The sequence below is a fragment of the Kribbella sp. NBC_00889 genome, assembly GCF_045207705.1.
GTDB lineage: Bacteria > Actinomycetota > Actinomycetes > Propionibacteriales > Kribbellaceae > Kribbella.
Genome location: NZ_CP108783.1, coordinates 7,652,850 through 7,674,086, shown reverse-complemented (window position 1 = coordinate 7,674,086; position 21,237 = coordinate 7,652,850). Strand labels below are relative to the sequence as shown.

At 69.2% G+C, this 21,237-nt stretch carries 20 protein-coding genes; 11 read left to right on the top strand and 9 right to left on the bottom strand.

The genetic code is table 11. The features are described from left to right. Positions 1 to 44: 44 nt before the first annotated feature. Together OG817_RS37620 and OG817_RS37615 are read right to left on the bottom strand one after the other, a co-directional pair. Complete coding sequence (locus OG817_RS37620) at positions 45 to 1,619, bottom strand: glycerol-3-phosphate dehydrogenase/oxidase (protein WP_406049710.1); 1,575 nt, start codon at positions 1,617 to 1,619, stop codon at positions 45 to 47. Next, positions 1,616 to 2,248: a TetR/AcrR family transcriptional regulator gene (locus OG817_RS37615; RefSeq protein ID WP_396394464.1), complete on the bottom strand. Its 633-nt coding sequence runs from the start codon at positions 2,246 to 2,248 to the stop codon at positions 1,616 to 1,618. The genes OG817_RS37620 and OG817_RS37615 overlap by 4 nt, the downstream gene beginning before the upstream one ends. 118 nt (positions 2,249 to 2,366) lie before the next feature. Here OG817_RS37615 and OG817_RS37610 point away from each other — a divergent pair, with 118 nt between their 5' ends. From OG817_RS37610 to OG817_RS37600, 3 genes are read left to right on the top strand one after another with little or no spacing between them, the layout of a single operon-like run. Then, the gene (locus OG817_RS37610; protein ID WP_406049709.1) at positions 2,367 to 3,926 is read left to right on the top strand and encodes an FAD-binding oxidoreductase; all 1,560 of its coding nucleotides are present in this window, start codon (positions 2,367 to 2,369) and stop codon (positions 3,924 to 3,926) included. Between the two features lie 29 nt (positions 3,927 to 3,955). Next, positions 3,956 to 4,675 carry an SDR family NAD(P)-dependent oxidoreductase gene (locus OG817_RS37605; RefSeq protein ID WP_406049708.1) on the top strand — a complete coding sequence of 240 codons (720 nt, stop codon included), beginning with the start codon at positions 3,956 to 3,958 and terminating at the stop codon, positions 4,673 to 4,675. Next, a complete protein-coding gene (locus tag OG817_RS37600; protein WP_406049707.1) occupies positions 4,672 to 5,703 on the top strand; it encodes an S-adenosylmethionine:tRNA ribosyltransferase-isomerase in 1,032 nt (343 codons plus the stop codon). The genes OG817_RS37605 and OG817_RS37600 overlap by 4 nt, the downstream gene beginning before the upstream one ends. A gap of 193 nt (positions 5,704 to 5,896) precedes the next feature. Here the strand turns inward: OG817_RS37600 and OG817_RS37595 are convergent, their stop codons facing one another. Beyond that, the gene (locus OG817_RS37595) at positions 5,897 to 6,499 is read right to left on the bottom strand and encodes a TetR/AcrR family transcriptional regulator (RefSeq protein WP_406049706.1); all 603 of its coding nucleotides are present in this window, start codon (positions 6,497 to 6,499) and stop codon (positions 5,897 to 5,899) included. Positions 6,500 to 6,544: 45 nt separating this feature from the next. Here OG817_RS37595 and OG817_RS37590 point away from each other — a divergent pair, with 45 nt between their 5' ends. Continuing rightward, positions 6,545 to 6,961 (top strand): PPOX class F420-dependent oxidoreductase, encoded by a 417-nt coding sequence (locus tag OG817_RS37590; RefSeq protein ID WP_396394459.1) that lies wholly within the window; start codon positions 6,545 to 6,547, stop codon positions 6,959 to 6,961. Here OG817_RS37590 and OG817_RS37585 read toward each other — a convergent pair. Continuing rightward, on the bottom strand, positions 6,958 to 7,698 hold the full coding sequence (locus OG817_RS37585) for a rhomboid family intramembrane serine protease (RefSeq protein ID WP_396394458.1): 741 nt from the start codon (positions 7,696 to 7,698) through the stop codon (positions 6,958 to 6,960). The genes OG817_RS37590 and OG817_RS37585 overlap by 4 nt on opposite strands. Positions 7,699 to 7,760: 62 nt before the next feature. Then, positions 7,761 to 8,303, bottom strand: coding sequence for a peptidylprolyl isomerase (locus OG817_RS37580; RefSeq protein ID WP_131511674.1), 543 nt, complete (start codon positions 8,301 to 8,303; stop codon positions 7,761 to 7,763). 247 nt (positions 8,304 to 8,550) lie between these two features. Between OG817_RS37580 and OG817_RS37575 the strand changes: the two genes are divergently transcribed. Then, on the top strand, positions 8,551 to 9,429 hold the full coding sequence (locus tag OG817_RS37575) for a hypothetical protein (RefSeq protein ID WP_406049704.1): 879 nt from the start codon (positions 8,551 to 8,553) through the stop codon (positions 9,427 to 9,429). A gap of 85 nt (positions 9,430 to 9,514) precedes the next feature. Here the strand turns inward: OG817_RS37575 and OG817_RS37570 are convergent, their stop codons facing one another. Together OG817_RS37570 and OG817_RS37565 are read right to left on the bottom strand one after the other, a co-directional pair. Then, positions 9,515 to 9,865, bottom strand: coding sequence for a hypothetical protein (locus OG817_RS37570; RefSeq protein WP_406049703.1), 351 nt, complete (start codon positions 9,863 to 9,865; stop codon positions 9,515 to 9,517). Between the two features lie 174 nt (positions 9,866 to 10,039). After that, the gene (locus OG817_RS37565; RefSeq protein ID WP_396394455.1) at positions 10,040 to 10,513 is read right to left on the bottom strand and encodes a methylated-DNA--[protein]-cysteine S-methyltransferase; all 474 of its coding nucleotides are present in this window, start codon (positions 10,511 to 10,513) and stop codon (positions 10,040 to 10,042) included. A 121-nt stretch (positions 10,514 to 10,634) separates the two neighbouring features. On the opposite strand from OG817_RS37565, the gene OG817_RS37560 reads away from it, so the two are divergent. From OG817_RS37560 to OG817_RS37550, 3 genes are all read left to right on the top strand, one after another. Beyond that, on the top strand, positions 10,635 to 11,360 hold the full coding sequence (locus tag OG817_RS37560; protein ID WP_406049701.1) for a DUF4328 domain-containing protein: 726 nt from the start codon (positions 10,635 to 10,637) through the stop codon (positions 11,358 to 11,360). A gap of 205 nt (positions 11,361 to 11,565) precedes the next feature. Beyond that, positions 11,566 to 13,794: a DUF4328 domain-containing protein gene (locus OG817_RS37555; RefSeq protein ID WP_406049700.1), complete on the top strand. Its 2,229-nt coding sequence runs from the start codon at positions 11,566 to 11,568 to the stop codon at positions 13,792 to 13,794. Between the two features lie 12 nt (positions 13,795 to 13,806). Beyond that, positions 13,807 to 14,589, top strand: a complete 783-nt coding sequence (locus OG817_RS37550; RefSeq protein WP_406049699.1) for a sugar phosphate isomerase/epimerase family protein — start codon at positions 13,807 to 13,809, stop codon at positions 14,587 to 14,589. Here the strand turns inward: OG817_RS37550 and OG817_RS37545 are convergent. Then, on the bottom strand, positions 14,568 to 15,116 hold the full coding sequence (locus OG817_RS37545) for a TetR family transcriptional regulator (protein ID WP_406049697.1): 549 nt from the start codon (positions 15,114 to 15,116) through the stop codon (positions 14,568 to 14,570). The two genes, OG817_RS37550 and OG817_RS37545, sit on opposite strands and share 22 nt — an antisense overlap. Positions 15,117 to 15,209: 93 nt before the next feature. Here OG817_RS37545 and OG817_RS37540 point away from each other — a divergent pair, with 93 nt between their 5' ends. Then, positions 15,210 to 16,355, top strand: a complete 1,146-nt coding sequence (locus tag OG817_RS37540) for an FAD-dependent oxidoreductase (RefSeq protein ID WP_406049696.1) — start codon at positions 15,210 to 15,212, stop codon at positions 16,353 to 16,355. On the opposite strand, the gene OG817_RS37535 is transcribed toward OG817_RS37540, so the two are convergent. Continuing rightward, positions 16,356 to 17,357: a LacI family DNA-binding transcriptional regulator gene (locus OG817_RS37535; protein WP_396394449.1), complete on the bottom strand. Its 1,002-nt coding sequence runs from the start codon at positions 17,355 to 17,357 to the stop codon at positions 16,356 to 16,358. A gap of 125 nt (positions 17,358 to 17,482) precedes the next feature. Between OG817_RS37535 and OG817_RS37530 the strand changes: the two genes are divergently transcribed. Together OG817_RS37530 and OG817_RS37525 are read left to right on the top strand one after the other, a co-directional pair. Then, entirely contained in the window at positions 17,483 to 18,985 is a 1,503-nt protein-coding gene (locus OG817_RS37530; RefSeq protein ID WP_406049695.1) for an alpha-N-arabinofuranosidase, read from the top strand. Positions 18,986 to 19,011: 26 nt separating this feature from the next. Further along, the gene (locus tag OG817_RS37525; protein WP_406049693.1) at positions 19,012 to 21,234 is read left to right on the top strand and encodes a family 43 glycosylhydrolase; all 2,223 of its coding nucleotides are present in this window, start codon (positions 19,012 to 19,014) and stop codon (positions 21,232 to 21,234) included. Positions 21,235 to 21,237 lie beyond the last annotated feature (3 nt).

Below are 21,237 nucleotides of genomic sequence, written 5' to 3'. Positions count from 1 at the left end.
TAACCCAGCGGTGGGAGCGTTCAACCTGTCGCGTCCAGACAACGTCAGACCGCCGCGAACGCCTCCCGGACCGCAGGCAGCGCCAGTTCGCGGTCCGCCGCGGACAGCCCGATCCGCGTCCGCCGGTCCAGTACGTCGTCCTCCGTCAGCGCCCCTTCATGGCGAACCGCGAACAGCAACTCGGCGTACGTCGTCCGCAGCCCCGGTGCGATCGGCTCCAGCATGGTCGGCGCCCCCGCGATCACCTCCGGCGCCTCCACGCCGTACCGCTGGACGAACCGCGACGGTGCTCGTACGGCGGCCAACCGGACCCGGTCGGCCGCGCCCACCAGCGGGATCCGGTGCGTCAGGCACGGCCGTCGTACCGCGAGAGCGGACTGGTCGAGCGCCGTGTCGAGCGCGTCCTGCGCCATCCGCCGGTACGTCGTGAGCTTCCCGCCGACGATCGTCACCAGCCCGTCCGAACCGGTGATCACCGCGTGCCGGCGGGAGATGTCCGCGGTCTTGTGCTCACCGTTGTGGTGCCCGGTGTCGAGCAGCGGCCGGAGTCCGGCGTACGTCCCGAGCAGGTCGGCCCGGGTCAGCGGCGTCTGCACCGCATAGTTGATCGTGTCGAGCAGGAAGTCGATCTCCGCCTCGGTCGCCCGCGGTACGTCGCTCACCGGACCGGGCGCGTCCTCGTCAGTCAGCCCGACGTACACCCGGTCGTCCGGCGCCGGGATCGCCATCACGACCCGGCGCAACTGATCCGGCACCGGCACGGTCAGGACGGCGGACAGCCCACCGAACGCGGACTGGGGGAAGACCAGATGCGTCCCCCGGCTCGGGCGCAGTTTGATGCCAGAGGCAACCTGATCGGCCCAGATCCCGGCTGCGTTGATCACCGCCGACGCGTCCACCTGCAGCCGGTGCCCGGTCAACTGGTCGACCAGTACGGCGCCTCGCCCGGTGACCTCTGTCGCCGCGACCCGGGTGAGCACGCGAGCGCCGTACTGCGCCGCGGTCCGCGCGATCGCGATCACCAACCGCGCGTCGTCGTACAGCTGCCCGTCCCAGGTCAGGAAGCCACCGCGCATGCCGTCCGGACGCAGCGTCGGCGCGTACCGCAGGATCTCCGCCGAGCTGACCCGGCGCGAGTGCGGCAGGTAGTCGTCGCTGGTCCGAGCGAACGTGCGCAGGATGTCGCCGCCGAGGAACGCGCCGCGCAGTAACGCCGCCTGCGCGAACTTTGCCTGCGGCAACCATGGTGCGACCTGCGGGACCGGATGGACCAGATGCGGCGCGGTCGTCTTCATCAGGATGCCGCGCTCGACCGCGCTCTCGTACGCGATGCCGACATGGCCCGACACCAGGTAGCGCAGACCTCCATGCACCAGCTTCGAGCTCCACCGGCTGGTGCCGAACGCCAGATCATGCTTCTCCACCAGAGCGACGGACAGTCCGCGGGCGGCGGCGTCCAGGGCGACGCCGGCACCGGTCACCCCGCCGCCGATGACCAGCACGTCGACCTTGCCGGTCGTCTCCAGCCAGTCCAGTTCGCGGGCACGGCGAGTCGCGTTCAAGCTGGCGTTGCCCACGGTGTTGAAGGCCTTCCCCGCCCCGCCGGCCCGGTCGATCATGGCGCCAGGTACCTGGTGAGCATCTCCCGGAGCTGCTCGTCGAGCATCGGGTACTCGTCCTTCGCGGCCATCACCGGCCCGGACACCGCCGAGGCCAGCGAGACGAGGATGATCTGCCGGGCGAGCCACATCGGGTCCCCGGTCCGGATCGAGCCGTCCGTCTGCCCGGCCTTGATGCCTTCCTCGACCAGCGCCAGGTGCGCGACCGTGCTGCTGCCACGGCGCTCGAGCAGGTACGGCGTGAGGAACTCCGGATCGAGCTCGATGATCTTGCGCATCAGCGGGTGCACCCGGGTCTTCGCGACCACCTCGACCACGCCCTCGACGAGCCGGGACCGGCCGTCGGCCGCGTCCGGCTGGAACGCCGACATCAGCGCGGTGGTCCACTCCCGGGTCATCAGAGCCGCGACCACCGCCTGCACGTTCGGCCAGCGGCGGTAGAGCGTGGCGCGGGAAACCTCGGCGTGCCGCGCGATGTCGGCCATCGTCATCCGGCGCATCCCGATCGCCAGCAGCAGCTCGTAGGCCGCGTCCAGGATCCGTTCCTCGCCGATCGCGTTCGCGGGCGCCGGACGCGCGCTGGTCTCCGGCCCTGGGTCTGACACCGAGTCGCTGCTACGCTGAGACATCACACGTCAGAGTGTATCAGCGACTTTGCCGTCCCGGAACTGTCCGTGGGAGGTGGGAGCCAGGGGGTTCCACCTCCCACGGACGCTACCTCGCAGGTGCACCGAAAGGGAGCCCACCTTGACCGAATCGGACCTCCCTGTTGTGCAACTCACGCCGGGACGCTGGGGCGATCCGGCCCACCCCGTCGGCCTGCCCGCCGCGGCCGTGGATGCGTTGAAGCATCTCGGCGTACGACGCCCCGCCGCAGGCCCCGTGGAGCCGGTGGACCGGCCCGGGCTGACGGCCACACAGCTGAGCGTCCTGGCCGGAGTGGTCGGAGCGGAGCACGTCACGACCGACCTGGACTCCCGGTGGGCGCACACGCGCGGCTATTCGACACCGGACCTGCTGCGGCACCGCGCCGGCGACACGTCGGACATGCCGGACGCGGTGGTGTACCCAGGGAGCCACGACGAGGTGCTGGCTGTGCTGGCGGCTTGCTCGGACCACGACCTGGCGGTGGTGCCGTACTCCGGCGGTACGTCGGTGGTGGGAGGACTGGCGGCATCGCGGCGCTTCGTCACCGTGGACCTGTGGCGGCTGGACCAACTGGTCGAGATCGACGAGGTGTCGCGGACCGCCACGCTGCAGGCCGGCGTACGGGGTCCGGCGGCGGAGGCGCTGCTGGCCGCTCGCGGCTACACCCTGGGCCACTTTCCACAGTCCTACGAGGGCGCGAGCATCGGCGGCTATGCGGCCGCGCGGTCGAGTGGGCAGTCCTCGGCCGGGTACGGGCGGTTCGATCAGATGGTTGTCGGGCTGACGCTGGCGACTCCGCGCGGGACTGTGGAGCTCGGCCGGGCGCCGATGTCCGCGGCCGGTCCGGATCTGCGTCAGTTGGTGCTCGGGTCCGAAGGCGCGTTCGGGATCATCACGTCGGTCGTCGTACGGATCCGGCCGCGGCCCACCGAGCGGCACTTCGAAGGCTGGCGGTTCGAGAACTTCGAGGCGGGGTTGACCGCGATCAGGCGGCTGGCGCAGGACGGGCCGCTGCCGACCGTACTGCGATTGTCCGACGAAGCGGAGACCGCGGTGAATCTGGCGGATCCGGATGTGCTCGGCGGTGGGACGGGCGGCGTACTGGCGATCGTCGGGTTCGACGGGCCGTACAAACAGGCGACAGCGGACGTGCTGACCGCGGCCGGTGGGCAGAACGTCGGCGAAGGGCCTGGCGAGACCTGGCGGGTCGGCCGCTACCGGGCGCCGTACCTGCGGGATCCCTTGCTGGACGAAGGTGCGTTGGTCGAGACGCTCGAGACAGCCGCCTTCTGGTCGAAGGTGCCCGGGCTGAAGGCCGCCGTGACCGAGGCACTCGTGAGGTCACTGACTGACCAGGGCACTCCGCCGCTCGTGCTGTGCCATGTCTCGCATGTCTACGAAACAGGAGCCTCCCTCTACTTCACTGTCATCTCCGCGCAGACCGGCGATCCCGTCGGCCAGTGGCATACGGCGAAAGCCGCGGCAAGCCAGGCGATCGCGGTGGCCGGCGGCACGATCAGCCACCACCACGGTGTGGGCACCGACCATCGAGAGGCGTACGCGGACGAGATCGGGCCGCTGGCAGTCGAAGCGCTCCAGGCCGTCAAGCACGTGCTCGACCCCGGCCACGTCCTCAACCCAGGGATCCTCTTGACCTGAAGTCGACTTGAAGTATGAGAGTGGCGGACATGACACCTGAATCCGCCAACCGCCCTGTCGCTCTCGTCACCGGCGCGTCCGCCGGCCTCGGACTCGCGCTGGCGCACGGCCTGGCCGACCGCGGCTGGGCGCTGGTGATCGACGCCCGTGGCGCCGACGCCCTCAAGGACGCGGCCGACGCGCTGGCCGGCCGCACCGACGTGGTCCCGCTCGCGGGCGACGTCACCGACCCCGAACACCGTGCCGACCTGGTCGATGCCGTCACCGAGCTCGGCCGGCTCGACCTACTGGTCAACAACGCCAGCTACCTCGGCCTGAGTCCCCTGCAGCAGTTGGGTGCCACAGACCTCGACGAACTGCGCCGCGTCTATGAGGTCGACGTGGTCGCGCCGATCGCACTGGCCCAGGCACTGCTGCCTGCACTCACGACGGCATCCGGTGTGCTGCTCAACATCAGCTCCGACGCCGCGGTCGAGGCGTACGAAGGCTGGGGCGGCTACGGCTCGGCCAAGGCTGCACTCGACCACGCCAGCCGAGTGCTGGCCGCCGAGCACCCCTCGCTTGCTGTGTACGCCGTCGATCCGGGCGACCTCCGGACGGCGATGCACCAGGCCGCGTTCCCCGGTGAGGACATCTCGGACCGGCCTGAGCCGGCGACCGTCGTACCGGCGTTCCTGCGACTGCTGGACAGCCGGCCGGCGAGTGGTCGCTACCGAGCAGCCGACTTCGCCGCGGCGGTGGCGCCGTGACGGTCCATCCACAGATCCGATTCGTCCTGCCCGATTCGCTGAACGCTTCCGAACCACCCGAGGCCAGAGGGCTCTCGCGGGATCAGGTGAGGCTGCTGGTCGCGGAGGGGTCGACCATCACGCACACCCGGTTCGACCGGATCGGTGAACATCTGCGGCCGGGTGACCTGCTGCTGGTCAACACTTCCGGCACACTGCCCGCGGCGGTGGACGGCTCGTGGATCACCGGCGCCGGTGTGGCCCCTGTCGTCGTGCACTTCTCCACCGCGCTCGACGACGGCACCTGGGTCGTCGAACTGCGTGATGCCCGCTCACCGATGCTCGGAGGTACGGCGGGCGACCAGGTGGAGACGCCCGAGGGTGTGCTGACGCTGCTGGCGCCGTACCAATCGGAGTCCAACCGTCTGTGGCGTGCCACGCCGCCGGTGCCCGATGTGCTCGGCTATCTGGCTCGTCACGGCAGGCCTATCAGCTACAGCTACGTCGGGCGGCGTTGGCCACTGGCGTCGTACCAGACCGTCTTCGCCCGTGAGCCCGGTAGTGCGGAGATGCCCAGCGCCGCAAGGCCGTTCAGCTTCGAGCTGGTGAGTCACCTGGCAGCGCAGGGCGTTCTGATCGCGCCGATCCTGTTGCACTGTGGTGTCTCGTCCCTGGAGAGCTACGAACCTCCGCTGCCCGAGCGGTACGACGTACCCGAGCACACCGCCCGTCTCGTCAACTGGGTCAGGGCCAACGGCGGTCGCGTGATCGCCGTCGGCACGACCGCAGTCCGAGCCATCGAGTCAGCCGTCACCTCCGACGGCACAGTCACCCGGTCAAACGGCTGGACGGACCTTGTCCTCGGCCCGGATCACCCGTCCCGCGTCGTCGACGGCCTGATCACGGGGATGCACGCCCCGGAGGCCTCGCATCTGCTCCTGCTGGAGTCGGTCGCCGGCCCCGACGCCGTCCAGCGTGCCTACACCGCCGCCCTGAACGAGCACTACCTCTGGCACGAGTTCGGCGACGCTTGCCTGCTGCTGCGTTGACGTCGGCGGCAGATACCGCTCGTTGCCCGGGCGGGCCCGTTTGTCCACTGCACGTGGGCTCATGTGGATGTCCTTACCGATGTGGTCCCCCGTCGGGACGTCACCTGATTAGACGAGCATCCGGGCCCGCCTGTCATCCGGATTCATCGAACCGAGCGGAAATTGTGGCCTAGGCCTATTGGTTGCGGATGGGTCAGTGGGCGTAGCCGTGCAGGAAGGTGTGGACGCCGGTGGTGACGGCCTCGGTGATGTCGTCCGGCGTCACCGGTCCGCCGCGGTACGACGGGTTGGCGCCGGAGACGAGGAGGGAGAAGTGCAGAGCCGCCCGCATCGGGTCGTCGATCCGCAGTAGTCCATCGGCTGCGAAGTCGGCCAGTCGCTCGGCGAGAGCACGTCGTACGGCGAGAGGTCCGGCTTCCTGCCAGGCGTCGACGGCCTCCTGGGGGATGTGGCCGGCCTCGGCGTTGACCTGGCGGACCAGTGCCGAGTGCTCGGCGTAGTCCGGCATCGGCGTACGCCAGTGGATGCCGAAGGCAACCAGGTCGGCCTCGAGGTCGGTGACGTGACCGAGGTGCTGCTCGATGATCTCGAGCTGGGCGGCGGCGACCCGCGTCGCGCTCTCCTGGATGACCGCCCGGAACAGCCCGGCCTTGTCGCCGAAGTGGTTGTAGAGCGTGCGGCTCGAGACGCACGCCTCGGCCGCGATGACGTCGATGCTCGCCCGCGCGTACCCGTCCCGCGCGAATACGGTCAACGCGCCGGCCAGCACCTCCTGCCGCTTCCCGGCCCGTGCCATGGCGTCTCCTGGCTTAGTTACAACGATCGTTGTACTTTAGCAGGTATGGCATTCACGACAGAGGAACTGGCGTATCTGAGGTCCCAGCCACTGGCCCGGCTCGCCACCGTCGGTCCCGACGGCCAGCCGGACGTCGTTCCAGTCGGCTTCGAGTACGACGGCCACTACTTCTACGTCGGCGGGGTCGACCCGGCGAAGACGCGCAAGGTCCGTAACGTCGAAGCCGGCCACGAACAGGTGGCGCTGGTCATCGACGACCTGGTCTCGACCAACCCGTGGTCGCCGCGCTTCCTCCGGGTCTACGGCACGGCCGAGGTCGTCACCCGCGACGGCCGCTTCGGCGACGGCACGTACCTGCGGATCACGCCGACGACCACCTGGAGCTGGCACCTCGACGGCCGCCCGGTCGACCACGACCAGGAGGAGTTCGGCCCGCGCCGGACCGAGCACACGGCCGGCTAGGTTCGGGCTTTGCTGCGGCGGTGTTTGGTGATCTGGAGGAAGATCCACCCGACGGCCGCGCCGGTGAGGAACCCGCCGAGGTGGCCTTCCCAGGAGATGTTCGGGATGGTGAACGAGATGACCGCCGTGATCGCCACGTAGGCGATGATCCAGGTGACATCGAGTCCGCGGGCCCGGCTGACCACCAGCAGCGCGCCGACCAGACCCAGTACGGCGCCGGACGCGCCGAGCGTCGCCGAGACCGGGGAGGCCAGGATCCACACCGCCACACTGCCGCCGAGGGCGGACAGCAGGTAGAGGATCGAGAACCGGAGCCGACCGAGCATCTGCTCCAGCGGCGGACCGAGCTGGTAGAGCATGAACAGGTTCGAGAAGATGTGGAAGAGCTGCACGTGGGTGAAGGCCGACGTGAGCAGCCGCCACGGCTCGGAATCCACCAGGAACGGGACGAGCACCAGGTCGTTGACGACCCGGCTGCTGCCGATGCGCACGGCGATGAAGACCAGCACGTTGAGCGCCACGATCACGATCGTGACGATCTGCCCGTTGACGCGGGCGACGCCGCCGAGCGACGTCCGGGTGCGCGGGACCGACTTCACGCCTTCGTTGAAGCAACTCGGGCATTGGAAGCCGACAGAGGCGCTGTTCATGCACTGCGGGCAGATCGGCCGGTCACAGCGCTGGCACCGGACCCCGGCGGGCCGATCCGGGTGCCGGTAGCAAACGGTCTCGGTCACGCGGGTGGGTTCCTCCCAAGAGGCGCGCGGGCCGGGCACGCAGGCCCGGCCCCACGCGGAAATCAGGCGTTCTTGCGTTCGATGGTGACGCTGTTGATCACGATCGGCTCGATCGGCCGGTCGCCGGGTGCGGTCTTCGCGGTCGCGATCGCGTCGACGACCTTCTTCGACTCGTCGTCGGCGACCTCACCGAAGATCGTGTGCTTGCGGTTCAGGTGCGGCGTCGGGACCACGGTCACGAAGAACTGCGAGCCGTTGGTGCCGCGGCCGAACTGGATACCGGCGTTCGCCATCGCGAGCAGGTACGGCCGGTCGAACTGCAGCTCCGGGTGGATCTCGTCGTCGAACGAGTACCCCGGGGAGCCGGTGCCGGTACCGAGCGGGCAGCCGCCCTGGATCATGAATCCGTCGATCACCCGGTGGAAGGTCAGGCCGTCGTAGAACCGCGCGGTGCTCGGCGCGCCGGTCTGCGGGTCGGTCCATTCCTTGGTGCCCTCGGCCAGGCCGACGAAGTTGCTGACCGTCTTCGGCGCCTGGTTGGGGAACAGCCTGATGACGACGTCACCCTTCGTCGTCTGCAGGGTCGCGTACAGCTCTTCGGCCACGGGTGTTCACTCCTCATCAGAAACGGCTTACCCCTCGATCCTGTCATGTGAGTCCAACCGGAGGCGGAGCGGCTGGCCGGAGTGTGATCGAACCGGCCGGTAGTGGGTACTGGTAGGCCGGTTTGTCGGCTGAGTACGTCGTACGATGCAAACCAGAGCGGAAATGTCCAGATCCGTACCAGCACAGCGTCCATGTCGCCGATGGGCCGGAACGCCGTCCGGGACGGACGGCACCGAGGAGGGAATCGTGGGTTCGAGGAAGACCAAGGGCAGGGTGGAGACCGCGAAGGACCGGGTCAAGCCATTCGCCGAGTCGGCGTCGGAGAAGATCGGGCCGGCTGTCGGCCAGGTCCGCGAGCACCTCGGGCCGGCCGTGGGCACCGCACGGGAGAAGGTGTCGCCGTACGCCGAGAAGGCCGTCGAGCGCGGCGCCCACTACGCCGGAGTCGCGGTGGAGAAGGCGAGCCCGGTGATCGACGACGCGCTGGCCAAGGTCGGCCCGGCCACCGAGCAGGCCGCCGAGAAGGCACGCGAGCGGTTCAACGACGACGTGCTGCCGAAGGTGACCGCCGCGCTGGCGTCGCTGGCGGCCGCGGCCGAGCCGGTCGTGCAGGAGACCTCACGCCGGGGCAGGGCCACCAAGGCCGCGCTCAACGGTGAGATCGACGCGCCGAAGAAGAAGAGCCACAGGCTCCGCAAGGTCGTGCTGTTCCTGGGCTTCGGGGCCCTGGCGGCGGCGGCCGTGAAGAAGCTGCTGACCCCGCCGGAGCCGGCCTGGCAGTCGACCCCGACGAGCGGCCGCGACTACAGCTCCGCCCCGGCCGGTACGACGTCCCGTCCGGACACCGCCGCGTCCTCGAACGGCAAGACGGACACGGCCAAGACAGACACGGCCAAGACCGACACGACCAGGACCGACATGGCCAAGACCGACACGGCCAAGACCGAGGCGCCGAAGACCGAGGCGCCGAAGACCGACGGTCCGAAGGTCGAGTCGAAGCCGGAGCCCGCCAAGCCGGCTGAGGCGAAGACCGACGACACCGAGGTGAACGCGGCGGCCAACGGCACCACGAAGAAGGCGGCCACTCCGCGCAAGACGAGTAGCCCGAAGCCGTCCGACTCCTGACCCGACACACCGCAACGGCGAAGGCCGCGATCCCCGGCTGGGGTTCGCGGCCTTCGTTTGCTGACGGCGCCTTGCGCGTACGGCGTCAGTTCGGTCGCGGATCCTGGTCGTGCTGATCGCCCTGCTCGTCGTACTCGTCGTCGTTGTCCGGCTTGGTCATGGTGTAGCGGCCGGCCGACAGGAGCTGGGTGGCATAGCGGTGCGTGATGCACGGGTAGGTGCCGCCGCAGTGCAGGCAGACGGCATCGTTGCGGTGCAGCCAGGGCACGACGCCGAAGCGCTTGACCCAGGTCAGCGGTTCGCGGTCGGGGGCGTGCAGTTGCAGGGCCGAGCGGGCCGCGTTCTGGATCTCAGGCGCGGACCACTCCTCGGCACTCTTGTCCATCAGTGCGCTCAGGTCGGGGTGGAGGTGTGCGGTGGAGCGGGTTTTGGTCATCTATACGTCTTCCGGGGCAGGGTTGGTGGCGAATGAATCGCTCGCTTCAAACGTGACGATCCGATCGCTGTTAGCAACGGTAGTCCTCCAGTAGCCCTCACCGCGCTTTCGCACGCGTCGCCCGGTGTCAGATCTTCGTCAGGTTTCGCAGCGTGCCGGGTGTGTGCCTGATCGTCAGGTCCACAACGTCTCGAGAGTGATCCGCGCCTCGAGCTCGAGCAGGTGGCGTTTGAGCGGGATCCCGCCGCCGAAGCCGACCATCTTGCCGCCGGCGCCGACGACCCGGTGGCAGGGCATCACGACGGCGATCGGGTTCCGGTTGCAGGCGGTGCCGACGGCCCGGGCAGCACCCGCGTCCCCGACGATCTTGGCGACCTCGCCGTACGTCTGCATCTCGCCGTACGGGATCCGGCGGAGCTGCGCCCAGACGGCGCGCTCGAACTCGGAGCCGCCGCGGACCGAGAGTGGCACGGTGAACTCCTGCAGCTCGCCGGCGAAGTACGCCTTCAACTGCTCCTGGGTCTCGGTCAGCAGCGGATCGGCCTCGAGGGGCCGGTCGGCGCGACCGAAGTGCAGCCGGCACAGCCCGGTCTCGTCGACGGCCAGGGACAGGTCGCCGATGGGTGAGTCGACCACGGACCAGCGCATACCGACCATCCTCGACCCAGGCACCGACAGTTTCCGGCGGAATGACGACGGATACCGACACCAGCGGGTTCGCGACGTGATGTCCTCGCCCGGTCACGCGGTGTTGTGCTATTTCTGATCCATGCCGAGCCAGGCGCAGCAGCCGCCGCTGGACCGCTGGTTCAGCTCCGAGCACGCGATGGGGCTGGCCGCGTCGATCCTGATCGGTGTGGTCACGGCGACCACCTGGGCCACCGCCTGGTCCGACTGGTACTCGTTCCAGACGCTGAAGAAGTACGGCGACGACCACGATCAGCTGGCCGAGGCCGACCTGATCTCCGGTTCGCTCGGCATTGTCGCGGCGCTGGCGCTGCTGGCGGCCGCCGTGGTGTTCATCGTCTGGCTGTGGCGGGTCCGGTGGAACGCGGAGATGTTCTGCCGCGGCGAGCACCGGTTCACCCGGGGCTGGGTGCTCGGCAGCTGGATCTGCCCGGTGGTGAACCTCTGGTACCCCAAGCAGGTCGTCGACGACATCGTCGCCGCCAGCGATCCGCGGACCCCGCCGCAGTCGGTGTCGCTGAAGACCATTCCCGGCACCCGGTTGGTGTGGGCCTGGTGGCTGACCTGGGTGGCCGGACTGGTGACCGGCAACGTGGTGCAGCGCGGCGTGCTCGGCGGCGCGACCGAGGTCGGGCAGCTGCGGACGAACGTGATCCTGTCCAGCCTCTCTGCCCTGTTCACGACCGCGGCCGCCGTTCTCGGGGTGGTCCTGATCCAGCGGATCGACGAGCTGCAGACGCGGCGGCCGTGGGTGCCGTGGTGGGCGGCCGGCCAGCAGCAGACCGGCTTCCAACCTCCTGCGCGGTGAACCAAACCGTCACGCAGGGTCGGATGCCTCGTTACAAGAGGTGATGGGCGCACGAAAAGAACAGGTTAAGTCGATACCCTCTGTGCTGGGACCGACTGCACACGCGTACCTACTTCGTGGTATCAATGTGGCTCGGTCATGCGGGGGCAGAATTTGGCCGAGACGCCGAACAGACGGAGTTCCAGCAACGCGAGGGACGCACGACGTGAGCCACCCGCAGCCAGCAGTCCTTGTCTTGTCCTCCCCAGATCAGGAAGATTGGCAGCCGCACGCAGCCGAGGAGTTCCAGCACGTAGGGACGGTCGGCAAGCTCGCCATCGGGTTGCTCGGTGCCTCCACGATCACCCACCTGCTCTCCACCTGGTCGGACTGGAACACCTACGGTGTCGTCCACCGCTACCTCGGCGGGATGCCGAACGTCGATGACGCCGACCTGAACCGCGCCGACGCGATCGCCAAGGTCACCGCGGTCCCGAACGTGATCATCTCCGTCGCCGCCGCGGTCGTCTTCGTCATCTGGTTGTGGCGAGCACGGGTCAACTCCGAGGTCTTCTGCCAGGCCGATCATCGCCGGAGCCACGGCTGGGTGCTGGCCAGCTGGTTCTGTCCCGGACCGAACCTCTGGTATCCCAAGCAGATCGTCGACGACGTCTGGCTGGCGAGCGATCCGAAGACCCCGGTGTACGCCGATGACCTGCGCCGGTTCAGGACTCCCGCTCTCACGTCCGTGTGGTGGGTGGCCTGGATCGGCGCACTCGCGTTCGACGTGGTCGTCCGCCGGTTCCTGATGTGGATGGAAGCGACCGTCGGGTCGCTGCGCGGTATCGCCCTGGCCGGTACGGCGTCGCTGGTGCTGACCGCGGTGTCGGCGGTCGCGGCGACGATGGTGATCCGCCGGATCAACACGATGCAGACCACCCGCGAGTGGGTGCCGTGGTGGGACCAGCGCGAGCCGAAGCTGATGGCGGTGCCGACGTACGCGAACGACGACACCGACGAGCAGCCCGCCATCTCCGAGCCGATCGCGGCCTCTGCCGTCCCCCCGGCGGCCCGCCGGCGGGAGCTGCAGATGGCCGGCGGCGGTCCGGTCGCCAACCCGTTCGCGCCATCCCCGGCGCCCCCGGCAGGCTTCCCGGGCGACGGTGTGGCCGCGGCCGACTTCCCGGTCGGCAGCAGCCCGTTCGCCGCAGGTCCGGCAGCGCCCGCCGCGTTCGGTGGTGACGCGCCCGTCGAGGAGGCTCCGAAGTGGAGCCCGTTCGCCCCGGTCGTGGAGAGCTGGCAGAACGAGGACGTCGACAGCGGCCCCGCGACCGAGCAGTTCAACGCGGTGGAGACCTGGCGGGACGAGCAGCAGGCCCAGCAGACCAGCTACGAGCCGGAGCCGGGCCCGCGGACGAGCTGGAACGACTACCTGGGCGCCGGCAGCGAGAACCCGCTGTCGAGCAGCTCGCAGCCGAGCAGTTGGCGCGACGAGACCCCGCCGATGACCGTCGTGGAGCCCGACCCGTACAGCTACCAGCCGCAGCAGCCGGCCCAGCCGGAGCCGTCCTGGGCCGCCAGCTACTCCGAGCCCTACACGTACGACAGCACTCCGGACTACCTCACCCAGACGACCTCCCCGGTGGAGGCCGAACCCGCACCCGAGCCTGAGCCCGCGCCAGTTGCGCGCGCCGGCCGCCGGGCCGCTCGGGTCGCGGTGGACAGCCCGTCGGCGATCGAGCAGCCGACGGTCGCCTCGCACTCGGTGCACGCGCCGTCCTCGCACACGATGCCGTCGTCGCACGTGTCGGCTTCCTCCGGCTACTACGAGCCGTCGGCACCCGCCCTCGGCCAGCAGCAACAGGACGACTTCCTGACCCCGTCCAAGCCGCTCCCGCCGGTCCCGTCGTACGGACCCGAGCCGTCCTACACGCCGGAGCCGACGTACACGCCCGAGCCGTCCTACAGCCCGGAGCCGACGTACACGCCGGAGCAGACCAGCTACACCTCGGACTACAGCTCGTCGTACGACGACTCGTCCTCGAGCTACCAGACGTCGTACGAGCCGACCTCGGACTACTCGTCGTACAACTCGGAGTACACGAGCACCAGCAACTACGAGTCGACCGACTACGGCTACAGCAGCCCGACCTCGGACCACTCGAGCAACAACTACGAGACGCCGTCGTACGACTCCTACAGCCCGACGTCGTACAGCGGCTCGGAGTACAGCACGGAGTACAGCGGCAGCACCGAGTCCTACGAGACGTACAGCCCGAACTACGCGACGGAGTCCTACGGGGCGCCGTACACCCCGGACTACTCGCAGGCCGAGCAGCAGCCGTCGGAGTATCAGCAGCAGGCGTACTACACCCCCGAGCAGCACCAGCAGCCGGAGCAGGAGCCTGAGCAGCCCACCACGCCACGCACTCACCCGCGGCGGCGCTGGGTCTGATCTGATAGCTGTATGAGATTCGCCTTCTCCACGCTCGGCTGCCCCGGAGCACCACTCGACCACGTCCTGGAACTTGCCAAAGGCAACGATAATTCCGGCCTGGAGCTGCGGACCGCGCCGGACGAGTTCACCAACACCGGTCTGAGTACGTCGCAGCGCCGTGAACTGCGGACCCGGATCGAGGACGCGGGCCTGGAGATTCTCGCCGTCAGCAGCTACGTCAAACTGTGCGCGGTCGAGGACCAGCCGCTCGAGGCCCACCTGGAACTCGCGGCCGACCTCGGCGCCCGCGGCGTCCGGGTCTTCCCCGGCGACGTCGACAGCGGTACGACGGACGGCCCCAGCGCCGGCGAGATCCGGGCACTCGACCGGGTGACCTCCGCTCCCAGGGACTCGCAGATCCTGCTGGAGACCCACGACTCGCACTCGGCCGGCCGGAAGATGGCCGCGTTGTGCACGCTGCTCGACACCGACGTCCCCGGCCACAACGTCAAGGTGATCTGGGACAGCGCACACACCTGGTCGCACGGTGAGACCCCGGCCGAGGCGTTCGAACTGCTGAAGCCGTGGATCGAGTTCGTGCAGATCAAGGACAGCGACTCGAGCCAGGACTACCGCCCGGTCGCGATGGGTGCCGGTGACTACCCGATCCGGGACCTACTGCAGGTCCTCGACGGCATGGACTACCCGATGTCCCTCGAATGGGAACTCAAGTGGCACCCGCACCTCCCGCCGCTGGAGGAGGCCCTTCCGGCCACGCAGGCCTGGCTCGATCAGGGCGACGAGGTCAGGTAACGCGTGATGGTCGGGCCGAGCCACGCGACCACTTCGTCGTGGGACATCGTGGCGATCGGCGCGATCTCCAGGATGTAGCGGCAGAGCGCGAAGCCGAGGGTCTGGCTCGCGACCAGGCCGGCCCGGACGGCCGGCTCCTCGACCGCGAGCGCGCGCAGCGTCGGTGCGAGCTGGGCGGCGAAGATGTCCCGCATCCGGTCGGCCGCGGCCTCGTTGGTGACCGAGGACCTCAGTAGCGCCCGAAGCGTGTCGTCGCCCTCCCACCGAGTGACGAAGTGCCGCACCAGCGCGTCGCCCAGTTCGTCCGGTGGCAGGTCGCGCAGGTCTGGCAGCCGGAGATCGAACTCGGCTGCCGCCGCGAACAGCTTCTCCTTGGTGCCGAAGTACCGCATCACCATCGCCGGGTCGATCGCCGCGTCCGCCGCGATCGCCCGGATCGTGGCCCGCTCGTACCCGTCCGCGCCGAAGCGCTCCCGGGCCGCCGCGAGGATCGCCGCCCGGGTCCGATCCGACTTCCGTTCCGCCATACCCACAGCATATGCCAACACTTGTTGACTTTTCTTCCCGGCGCTCCTACAGTAAAAGTCAACAAGCGTTGATAAACCTCGGAAGGAGCAACGATGACTCCGGAGCGTGCGGATGTCGTGGTGGTGGGTGCGGGTCCGGTCGGGCTCGCGGTGGCGGCCGGATTGCGGCTGCAGGGGCACTCGGTGGTCGTGGTCGACCGGCAGGCCGAGGGGGCGAACACCTCCCGGGCCTGCGTGATCCACCCGCGGACGCTGGAGATGCTGGATCAGATCGGCGTCACCAAGCGCCTGGTCGAGCTCGGCCTGGAGCTGGACGACTTCGCGGTGCGCGATGGTGACCGGCGGCTCGTGCCGGTCGGCTTCGGCGACCTGCCGACCGACTACCCGTTCATCGTGATGCTCCCGCAGTACCTCACCGAGCGGATCCTGCTGGAGCGGCTCGAGGAGCTCGGAGGTTCGGTACTGCGTCCGTACGCGGCCACCGGCCTGACCCAGACCGCGGACGGCGCCGAGGTGACGCTGGACAGCGGCGACGTGATCAAGGCGCGGTACGTCGTTGCCGCCGACGGCATGAACAGCACCATCCGCGAGCTGGCCGGGATGCGGATGCCGGGCAACACGCTGCAGTTGTCCTGCAGCCTGATCGACGTCCGCGTCGACGGCGGGCTGCCGGTCGACGAGGTCGCGCTGTACTTCTCCCACGCCGGACTGCTCGTGGTCGCGCCACTGCCGGACGGCAGCTTCCGGCTGGTCGCGGAGGTGGGTGACGCACCGGAACACCCGGACGCGGCGTACGCGCAGCAGTTGCTGGTCGGCCGTGGTCCGCGCAAGAGCGCACCGAAGGTCACCGAGGTGATCTGGGGTTCTCGGTTCCGGATCCACGAGCGGGTGGCCGACGAGTACCGGACCGGGCGGGTGCTGCTGGCCGGCGACGCGGCGCACACCCACAGCCCGGCGGGAGGTCAGGGCATGAACCTCGGTCTGCGCGACGCGATGGTGCTGGCCGATGCGCTCTCGGTCGCACTGACCCGCGACGACGAGTCGGATCTCGACGCCTATGCCACCAACTCGCGCGCCGAGGCCGTTCGGGTGATCGGGCTGGCCCACCGGCTGACCCGGCTGGCCAACCTCCCGCGCCCGCTGCGCCCGGTCCGCAACGCCATCCTCGGCCTGGCCGGCCGCCGCGAGAAGGTCCAGGTCGCCTTCGCGAAGCAGCTCGCCGGCTTTCCCGGCCGCTGATCAGCCGGCGGTCGACTCGCGGATCTCCAACGTGTACGGAACGGTGAGGTCGCGGCGCGCGGCCTCACCGCTGCCGGAGATCCGCTCCAGCAGCAGATCGACGGCGTTGCGCGCCAGCCACTCCTTGTCCGGGGAGATCGTGGTCAGCGACGGCGAGTGGTACCGGCCGTCCTCGATGTCGTCGAAGCCCACCACCGCGACGTCGTCCGGCACCGACAGCCCCGCGTCGGCGAGCGTCCGCAGCGCGCCGAGCGCGAGCAGGTCGTTGAAACAGAACACGGCATCCGGTCGCTCGGGCAACGCCAGCAGTTCACGCATCGAGGCCGCGCCGTCGTCGCGGTGATAGCCGGTCCCGGCCAGCTCGAGCGCCGGGTCGTGCGGCAACCCCGCCGCCTTCAACGCCTTCCGGTATCCCTTCCGCCGAACCGCTCCGGTGCCGGCTCCCCCACCGACCCCGATCGCTGCGATCCGCCGCCGGCCGATCGAGATCAGGTGCGTCGTCGCGTCGTACGACGCCTGGACCGAGTCGACCGCGACATGGTCGAAGGTGCCACCCGCAGGCCGTTCGCCCAGCAGGACAAGGGGTTTCGCCGTACCGGCCGTGCCGATCTTCGCCGGGGCGGTGGTGATCGGCGAGAACACGATGCCGTCGATCAGTTGCCCGCGCATCCCGTCCAGGACCAGCTTCTCGGCCGCGGCCTCGCCCTCGGTCTGATCGATCAGCACAGTGATGCCACGCCGTTTCGCCGCCCGGCTGATCGCCGCGCCGAGCTCGGCGAAGTACGGCGAGGCCATCTCCGGGATGGCCAGGGCGATGAAGTCCGACCGGCCCTTGCGCAGCGAGCGGGCACTGACGTTCGGCTTGTAGTCCAGCGCGGCGATCGCGGCCTCGACCTTGGCCCGGGTGTGCGCGGTGATGTGCGGGTAGTCGTTGATGACGTTCGACACGGTCTTCACCGACACGCCGGCCCGTGCCGCCACATCGCTCAGCCTGGTCGCCATCCGTACCTCCTGTCACCGCCTGTCGCCTGAGTGTGCCATGCCCGCGGGGGGTGAACCCTTTACACCGGATATCAATCGTTGTAGACATCCACGTTAAACGTTGTAAACGTTCGCCGGGAGGCCTCGTGGCACGTCTTGTCGTGGATCGTGCGTTCGAGGTCGGTGCGCTCGACCGGCGCCTGTTCGGCTCGTTCGTCGAGCACATGGGCCGCTGCGTCTACACCGGGATCTACGAGCCCGGCCACGCGACCGCCGATCCGGACGGCTTCCGCCAGGACGTGCTGGAGCTGGTCCGCGAGCTCGGTGTCACCACGATCCGCTACCCCGGTGGCAACTTCGTCTCGAACTACGACTGGGAGGACGGCGTCGGGCCGAAGAACCAGCGGCCGCGCCGGCTCGACCTGGCCTGGCGGGCGATCGAGCCGAACCAGTTCGGCACCGACGAGTTCGTCGCCTGGGCCGGCAAGGCGGACGTCGAGCCGATCTGGGCGGTCAACCTCGGCACCCGCGGGATCAAGGAAGCGGTCGAGCTGCTGCAGTACTGCAACCTCCCGGCCGGCACGGAGCTGCCCGATCGCCGGGTCGCCAACGGCCACGAGGCGCCGTACGGCATCAAGGTGTGGTGCCTGGGCAACGAGATGGACGGCCCCTGGCAGATCGGCCACAAGACCGCCCAGGAGTACGCCCGGCTGGCCGAGGAGACCGCGAACGCGATGCGCCGGGTCGAGCCCGGTCTCGAACTGGTCGCCTGCGGTTCGAGCAACGCCGGGATGCCGACGTTCGGCGAGTGGGAGCGGGTCGTGCTGGAACGCACGTACGACCTGGTCGATCACATCAGCCTGCACGCGTACTACGAACCTCACGATGGTGATCAGGGCAGTTTCCTCGCGGCGGCCGAGGAGATGGACCGGATGATCTCCGCGGTGGTCGCGACCGCCGACCACGTGAAGGCGCTGAAGCGCAGCGACAAGGAGATCACCTTGTCGTTCGACGAGTGGAACGTCTGGAACCAGCGGCACTTCCCCGGCGAGCTCGGCCTCGGCATCCGCGAGGTGAGCCCGTTGATCGAGGACACCTACACCGTCGACGACGCGGTGGTGGTCGGCAGCCTGTTGATCACGCTGCTGCGGCATGCCGACCGGGTGAAGATCGCTTGCCTTGCGCAACTGGTCAACGTGATCGCGCCGATCCGGACCGAGCCGGACGGCCGGGCCTGGCGGCAGACCATCTTCCATCCGTTCGCGCTGACCGCCCGGTACGCCGGTCCGACCGTCCTGCAGACCGCGATCGGCGACGGGCCGGACATCGACACCGCCGCGTTCGGCCGCATCCCGGCACTGTGGAGCACAGCGACGTACGACGAGAACACCAGCGAGACCGCGATCTTCGTGGTGAACCGGAGTGAGACCGACAAGGTCGACCTGGAGATCCCGCTCGGCCGCGGTGTGCGCGTGGTCGAGCACCTGGCCCTGTACGACGACGACCGGGCCGCGGCGAACACCGCGGACGACCCGGACCGGGTGGCGCCCCGGTCCGTCGACGGCACCGAGGTCGTCGACGGGAACTGCACCGCCACGCTGCCGCCCGCGTCGTGGCACCTGATCCGCCTCCGCACCGACGAAGGCTGATGCACCAAACAGAGAGGAACCCGCCCGTGCCTCCGAGAAGATTCCTCGCCGCAGTCTGCGCTGTGGCTGCCCTGGCCGCCGGTACGACGGCCGCCACGGCCGCACCCGACCCCGCGGTGAAGACGACCAACCCGATCACGTCCAGCTTCGCCGACACGTTCGCCGATCCGTCGATCATCCAGGGCCGGGACGGCTACTGGTACGCCTATGCCACCTCTGACCCGCTGGTCGGAGGCGGCCCGTTCGGTCTGATGCACATGGCCCGCACCAAGGACTTCGGTTCCTGGGAGTACCTAGGCACCGTCTTCACGGACGCGACCAAGCCGGCCTGGGCCGCGCCCGGATCGTTCTTCTGGGCGCCGGACATCCGCTACTTCGGCGGCCGGTACGTCATGTACTTCACCGTCACCGACACCACGGCCAACGCCGGCGGCGATCCCGCGATCGGCGTGGCCACCGCCCCGACCCCGGCCGGACCGTGGACCGCTACCGAAGGACCGGTCGTCGCGCCGAGACCGGACGGCAACGGCGGCTTCCTCGGCACGATCGACCCCGCTCTGCTGACCGCCGCCGACGGCAAGCGGTACCTGTACTACGGCGGTTTCAACGGCGGCATCTCCGTCACCGAACTGTCGCCGGACGGCCTGCACTCGGTCGGTGCGCCGACCCAGGTGACCATCGGCGACCGCTACGAGGGTTCGTACGTCGTCTACCGCGACGGCTGGTACTACTTCATGGGCTCGTCGATGAACTGTTGCGCCGGCCCGACCACGGGCTACTCGGTCTTCGCGGGCCGGTCCCGCTCACCGCGCGGCCCCTTCCTCGACAAGGACGGTGTCGCACTGACCGACTCACACGTCGGCGGTACGACGGTCATCACGCAGAACGGGAACCGGTGGATCGGACCCGGCCACCACGCGTTCATCACCGACGCGGCCGGCCAGGACCACATCGTCTACCACGCGATCGACCGCGGTACGCCGTGGCTGACCAACCCGCTCGGGGTCAACCGGCGGCCGATGCTGATCGACCGGATCGACTGGATCGACGGCTGGCCGCGGACCCGCGCCGGGCTCGGGCCGTCCGAGGGCCCGGTGCCCGCGCCGACGACCGGGTCCGGACTCGGGATCGACTCGACCGATCCGGCTGGTGGTGTGCTCGGTGCCAGTCGGCAGCCCGGTGACGCTTTGGGCGGACCGACGGCGTCCATCTCCGGTGCCGCGCAGACGCGCCAGTCCGCGCCGGGTGGTTCGCTCCGCGTGGAGGCCGACGTACGGCTGGGGAACTCGTTCACCACCGTGCTCGGCAACGAGGTCGTCGCCACTGTGTCGGGTGGCAAGGTGACCGTTGTGGCGGGTCACCGGACCGCGTCGGCCGCACTGCCGGCCGACTTCGACCGGTCGCAGTGGAACAAGCTGAGCGTGCAGGTCTCCGGTACGACAGTCACCGCTCGGGTGAACGACGCCGGTCTGGGTGACGTGTACGCCGAGGCACAACTCGCCGTACCCGGGCTGATGCTTCGGGCTGCGCCGGTGCGGTGGCTCGGGTCGGCCGAGGTGGACAACCTGACCGTCCGTCCGGTGGCGGAGCCGGTACGACGGATGGCCGACGTACCGCGGACCGGGAAGCTGTTGTCCGGAGACGACTTCTCCGCGAACCTGGGTGACGACTGGTCGTGGCTGCGTGAGGACGCCAACGCGGTTGTTGCTGATGGCAAGCTGTCGTGGCCGTTGGAGAACGCGGACATGGTCGGCAGTGGGAACAACGCCGGATTGCTGTTCCACCAGACGCCGGCCGGGGACAGTTGGATCGCCGAGACCAAACTGCAGCTCGATCTCGGTGCGAACGACGTACGCAACTATCAGCAGGCCGGGATGATCGTCTATCTGAACGACAACGACTTCGCGCGGCTGGGCTCCGTCTCGATCTGGAAGACACGGCAGACGGAGTACGGGCGCGAGCTGGTGGCGCGGCCGTCGGACGGTGCGACGACGTACGGTGCGGCGGCGATCGGGCGGTCGGCGTCGACGCTGTGGCTGCGGATCGCGTACAGCAAGAATGCTGCAGGTGAGAACGTCTACCGCGCTGGGACGTCCGTCGATGGGCAGAGCTGGACATGGGGCGCCTCGTGGGTACTGCCCGCGGGGCAGACGCCGAAGCTCGGGCTGTATGCGCATGGTGAGTTCACCGGTGCGAACCCGGCGCCGGTGGCGACGTTCGACTATCTGCGGTTCTACGAGAGCAAGTAAGGA

What these genes read in the sequence shown, in the direction of transcription:
- OG817_RS37620 (WP_406049710.1), bottom strand. Translation starts at nt 1,619, where the DNA reads ATGATCGACCGGGCCGGCGGGGCGGGGAAGGCCTTCAACACCGTGGGC.
- OG817_RS37615 (WP_396394464.1), bottom strand. Translation starts at nt 2,248, where the DNA reads ATGTCTCAGCGTAGCAGCGACTCGGTGTCAGACCCAGGGCCGGAGACC.
- OG817_RS37605 (WP_406049708.1), top strand. Translation starts at nt 3,956, where the DNA reads ATGACACCTGAATCCGCCAACCGCCCTGTCGCTCTCGTCACCGGCGCG.
- OG817_RS37595 (WP_406049706.1), bottom strand. Translation starts at nt 6,499, where the DNA reads ATGGCACGGGCCGGGAAGCGGCAGGAGGTGCTGGCCGGCGCGTTGACC.
- OG817_RS37590 (WP_396394459.1), top strand. Translation starts at nt 6,545, where the DNA reads ATGGCATTCACGACAGAGGAACTGGCGTATCTGAGGTCCCAGCCACTG.
- OG817_RS37570 (WP_406049703.1), bottom strand. Translation starts at nt 9,865, where the DNA reads ATGACCAAAACCCGCTCCACCGCACACCTCCACCCCGACCTGAGCGCA.
- OG817_RS37565 (WP_396394455.1), bottom strand. Translation starts at nt 10,513, where the DNA reads ATGCGCTGGTCCGTGGTCGACTCACCCATCGGCGACCTGTCCCTGGCC.
- OG817_RS37560 (WP_406049701.1), top strand. Translation starts at nt 10,635, where the DNA reads ATGCCGAGCCAGGCGCAGCAGCCGCCGCTGGACCGCTGGTTCAGCTCC.
- OG817_RS37550 (WP_406049699.1), top strand. Translation starts at nt 13,807, where the DNA reads ATGAGATTCGCCTTCTCCACGCTCGGCTGCCCCGGAGCACCACTCGAC.
- OG817_RS37545 (WP_406049697.1), bottom strand. Translation starts at nt 15,116, where the DNA reads ATGGCGGAACGGAAGTCGGATCGGACCCGGGCGGCGATCCTCGCGGCG.
- OG817_RS37540 (WP_406049696.1), top strand. Translation starts at nt 15,210, where the DNA reads ATGACTCCGGAGCGTGCGGATGTCGTGGTGGTGGGTGCGGGTCCGGTC.
- OG817_RS37535 (WP_396394449.1), bottom strand. Translation starts at nt 17,357, where the DNA reads ATGGCGACCAGGCTGAGCGATGTGGCGGCACGGGCCGGCGTGTCGGTG.